The sequence below is a fragment of the Tabrizicola sp. genome (assembly GCF_051645465.1).
Taxonomy (GTDB): Bacteria; Pseudomonadota; Alphaproteobacteria; order Rhodobacterales; family Rhodobacteraceae; genus Tabrizicola.
The window spans coordinates 1-3647 of sequence record NZ_JBOFBI010000095.1 but is presented as its reverse complement, the minus strand read 5'-3'; the positions used below and the strand labels follow the sequence as shown (position 1 = coordinate 3647).

Below are 3647 nucleotides of genomic sequence, written 5' to 3'. Positions count from 1 at the left end.
GGACCCCACTCGGGCGCGTCGAGCAGATCGCAGGTTTTCAGGAAGGTGACCAGCGCCTCGGCATGGGCATCGTCGCGCCAGCCGTCGAGCTGTTCGAAATCCAGCACCTCGGCGGCGGCGGGCGCGGCCATCAGCGCCAGAAGTCCAAGGATGCGGAACGGGCGGCGCATCCCAAGGGGTCAGTCGCCGGTGGCCACAAGCTGCCAGTTCGGATCGTCGACGCCCATCCGGCGGGCGAAGGTCCAGACATCGCGCTGGCGCTTGATCTCTTTCGTGCTGCCTTCGACGACTTCGCCGGCCTTGTTGCGCACGATGTAGGTCTGCTCGCCGACGAAGCGCACCGAGATTTCGGCCATGCCGCTGTCGCGGTTGAAGGTCGCGTCCTGGAGGGCCAGCTCCTTCATGCCGACGAAGGTCGCCTCGACCGTCAGGCCGTCCTTTTCGCGCTGGTCGATGGCCTCGGCGAAGGTCGCCTCCACGTCGTCGGACAGGAAGGGGCGGATGCGGTCAAGCTCGCCCTTTTCGAACGCCATCAGGATCATCTCGTAAGCGCCGCGCGCGCCTTCGAGGAAGGGGGTGACGGAAAAGCCGGGTTCGGCCTGTTTCATCGCCATCAGCGCCTTGGCGGCGTCGGAACCGTCGCCGACATGGTCGGTGATGTCACGGTCGGGGCCACCTTCGATGACGTCGAAGTTGCGCTTGACCTGCGGGCGGACGTCTTCCAGCGGGACCGGCGGCTTTTCAAAACCGTCGCGGGTGCCAAGGACCGAGCGCAGTTTCAGGATCAGGAAAATGGCGATCCCGGCCAGCACAAGGAGTTGGATCAGGGACGAGTTCATCGGAGGCCTCTGGGGGGTTATTGCGTGGGTTGGCGGATGCGCCGTTCGTCCTTATGTAGGATGGGCCTCGGGCGAAGTCTACCGGCGGGGGGCTTGCAAGCGGCAATGGAGGCCGACGATGTGGATATTTCTGCTGATCCTGGCGGTGCCATTGGTCGAAATCGCGCTGTTCGTGACTCTGGGCGGTGCGATCGGGCTTTGGCCGACGTTGGCCTGGGTGCTGGTTTCGGCGGCCTTGGGGATTTTCGTGCTGAAGCGGGTGGCGGTGTCGGGGGCGGTGTCCTTGCGCCAGGACATGCGCGAGATGCGGGATCCGTTGTCGCCGCTGGCGCATCGGGCGATCCTGGTGATGGCGGCGGTTCTCTTGCTGTTGCCGGGGTTTTTCACCGATGCGCTGGGGCTGTTGCTGCTGCTGAAGCCGGTGCGGCTGGGCGTGATTGCGCTGATCGCGCGGCGGATCAGGGTGGTGCCGATGGGCGGGACCGCGACCGCCGATGTGATCGAGGGCGATTGGAGCGAGGTGAAGGACAGCGACCTTCCGCCGCGTCGGGATCAGCCATCGGGGTGGACACGGCATTGAGGGCAGCGCGGTGACCTGATAGGAACGCCGCAGATTTTGGCGAGGAGAGTTCGAAATGGCCGAGGAAACCACGGCGAGCAATGGGGCGGCGGCGACGGCAACCCCGCCGCAGATCAAGATGCAGGTGCTGGCCCAGTATATTCGCGACATGTCTTTCGAGAATGTGGTGGTGCAGAAAGGCCTGAGCGGCGCAGAAGTGCAACCCGACATTCAGGTGGCGGTCAGCCTGGATGCGCGCAAGCGGTCGGTGGCGAACCAGTTCGAGGTGATCACCAAGTTCAAGGTGACGTCGAAGAACAAGGTCAACGGCGAGACGTTGTTCCTGCTGGAGCTGGAATACGGCGGGACCTTCCATATCGAGGGCGTGGCGGACGAGCAGCTGCATCCGTTCCTGCTGATCGAATGCCCGCGGATGCTGTTCCCCTTCGTGCGGCGGATCATCTCGGACATCACGCGCGACGGCGGGTTCCCGTCGCTGAACGTGGACACCGTGGATTTCATGGCGCTTTACCGGCAGGAGCTGGCACGGCGGGCGCAGGCTCAGGCGGCGGCCCCCGCAGCGCAGCCGAACTGAGGGTCTGACATCGGATGAAGAGCCGGTCCTTCGGGGCCGGTTTTTCTTTTGCGAGGGTGGGGAGATTGCCCGTCCTCAGGCGGTCGGGTTGGGCCAAGCGCGGATCGCCTGACGTGCAACGGCGCGAAGCGACTCCTGATCTGCGCCGTCGCGCGCCTGCGCTGACATCCCGTGAAGGACGGCCGCGAAGTAGCGTCCCAGTACGACCGCCTCGTCGTTCTCTGCATTTTGGGAGTGGCGGTCGCGTTGGATTCTTTGAGTGATCCGCTCGGCCAGCTGTCGGCGTGCTGCCGCAAGGTCGGCGGCCACGGTATCGCAGTCCTCCGGCACATTCGCTTGGGCCACCATGCATCCCGGCGGGTAATCGGGGTCGGTATAGACGGCGGCGGCAGTGTCGAGCAGTCGTTCCACTGCCTCTCGGGCATCGCCCTCTGGATCAAGGGCCGCCCCCACAAAGCATCCGACCTTTGCCTGGTAGCGTCTGGTCGCTTCGGCAAACAGGCGGCGCTTGTCGCCGAAGGCCGCATAGAGGCTGGGGGGATTGACCCCCATGACCGCCGTCAGATCGTGGATCGAGGTCCGGTCATAGCCGTGGGCCCAGAACACGCGCATGGCCGCGTCAAGCGCGGCTTCGCGGTCAAAGGCCCGTGGCCGCCCTCGCGGCCGTTTCTGCGTTTCGGCTATTTCCATACTGGTCACTATAAAAAGCATTGCCCTTCTTGTCGAGACTGCTATTAGTGTATCGTTCGATACATAAATAGGAGATGAAAATGCCGATGTTGTCTGGAAAAGTTGCGATCGTCACCGGTGCAAGCTCTGGAATTGGTCATGCCACGGCGCTTCTCTTCGCGCGCGAAGGGGCGAAAGTCATAGTCAGCGCACGGCGCGCAGCCGAGCTGTCGGCCCTTGTCGACCAGATCAAAAGCGATGGCGGCAGTGCCGTTGCGATTGCTGGCTCGATCAGCGACGAAGCGACTTCGGCCGCCCTTGTCAAAGCAGCGCTTGATCACTTCGGTCGGCTCGACATCGCGTTCAACAATGCGGGGATGATCGGTGAAGCAGGCCCCACATCCGGGATTTCGGCCCAGGGGTGGAGAGAGGCGCTGGATGTGAACCTGACTGGTGGGTTCTTTGGGGCAAAGCATCAGGTGCCTGCGATGCTGAAATCGGGTGGTGGCGCGATCATGTTTACCTCGACCTTCATCGGCCACACTGCTGCATTTCCGGGCGTTGCCGCCTATGCCGCCAGCAAGTCTGGACTGATCGGCCTGACGCAGGCGCTGGCGGCGGAATACGGTCCGCAGGGGATCAGGGTCAACGCGATCCTGCCGGGGGCCGTCGATACGACCATGTATCAGTCGATGAACAACACTGCAGAGTCCCAGGCGTTTGTTACCGGCCTGCATGCATTGAAGCGCATCTCGAAGCCCGAAGAAATCGCCAAGGCCGCGCTTTATCTTGCGTCGGACCTGGCAAGTTTCCAGACGGGCACGGCGATGCTGGTGGACGGGGGGCTGTCCATTACGAGGACCTGATCTGCGGGCATCTGGCGTTGGAGCGGCTTAGCCTCAGGCGCGTTTGTTCCAGATCGCGGCAGCGCCGAGTTTGGCGATGAAGGCGTCGTGAGTGGCGGCCTCCTCCGGGGTGATCCGGG

At 63.6% G+C, this 3647-nt stretch carries 5 protein-coding genes; 3 read left to right on the top strand and 2 right to left on the bottom strand.

The annotated features are described in order from the left end of the window. Positions 1-179 precede the first annotated feature (179 nt). A complete protein-coding gene (locus ACRCSW_RS06290; RefSeq protein ID WP_438703523.1) occupies positions 180-839 on the bottom strand; it encodes a Tim44/TimA family putative adaptor protein in 660 nt (219 codons plus the stop codon). A gap of 118 nt (positions 840-957) precedes the next feature. Between ACRCSW_RS06290 and ACRCSW_RS06285 the strand changes: the two genes are divergently transcribed. Together ACRCSW_RS06285 and secB are read left to right on the top strand one after the other, a co-directional pair. Next, positions 958-1419 carry an FxsA family protein gene (locus ACRCSW_RS06285; protein WP_438703521.1) on the top strand — a complete coding sequence of 154 codons (462 nt, stop codon included), beginning with the start codon at positions 958-960 and terminating at the stop codon, positions 1417-1419. Positions 1420-1474: 55 nt separating this feature from the next. Beyond that, on the top strand, positions 1475-1993 hold the full coding sequence (secB, locus tag ACRCSW_RS06280) for a protein-export chaperone SecB (RefSeq protein ID WP_438703519.1): 519 nt from the start codon (positions 1475-1477) through the stop codon (positions 1991-1993). Between the two features lie 75 nt (positions 1994-2068). Here the strand turns inward: secB and ACRCSW_RS06275 are convergent, their stop codons facing one another. After that, positions 2069-2605, bottom strand: coding sequence for a TetR/AcrR family transcriptional regulator (locus ACRCSW_RS06275; protein WP_438703518.1), 537 nt, complete (start codon positions 2603-2605; stop codon positions 2069-2071). 158 nt (positions 2606-2763) lie between these two features. Between ACRCSW_RS06275 and ACRCSW_RS06270 the strand changes: the two genes are divergently transcribed. Continuing rightward, on the top strand, positions 2764-3528 hold the full coding sequence (locus ACRCSW_RS06270) for an SDR family oxidoreductase (protein WP_438703516.1): 765 nt from the start codon (positions 2764-2766) through the stop codon (positions 3526-3528). Positions 3529-3647: the final 119 nt, after the last annotated feature.